The sequence below is a fragment of the Gilvimarinus sp. 1_MG-2023 genome (assembly GCF_030548285.1).
Genome location: NZ_JAUOSC010001292.1, coordinates 1 through 256, shown reverse-complemented (window position 1 = coordinate 256; position 256 = coordinate 1). Strand labels below are relative to the sequence as shown.

Annotated in this window: 1 protein-coding gene; it reads right to left on the bottom strand. The window is 60.5% G+C overall.

Annotation, left to right across the window (positions count from 1 at the left end; translation table 11 throughout):
- Positions 1-256, bottom strand: a 256-nt coding sequence (locus Q4563_RS21025) for an ABC transporter permease subunit (protein ID WP_303605904.1), incomplete at both ends; no start/stop codon positions are given.

The window sequence follows — 256 nt, the reverse complement described above, 5'->3', positions numbered from 1 at the left end:
AGATACCGGATGCCGCCGCCGCTGCTTCATCTTCCCGGACTGCCCGGGCAGCCAGGCCCCAGCGACTGTGCTTGAACCAGTCGGCAACAAAAATGGTGATGATGGCTCCGATGGCCGCGGATATCGGGCTGACAAGTTTCGGAATACCATAGAGCGCTTGTGCTCCCCGGGTGAATGTTGTGCCGCCAACCAGCAGGCTATGGGCAACAATCAGCAAGCCGAGAGTGGCGATGGTGGCCGAAGCACCGTTCAAGCG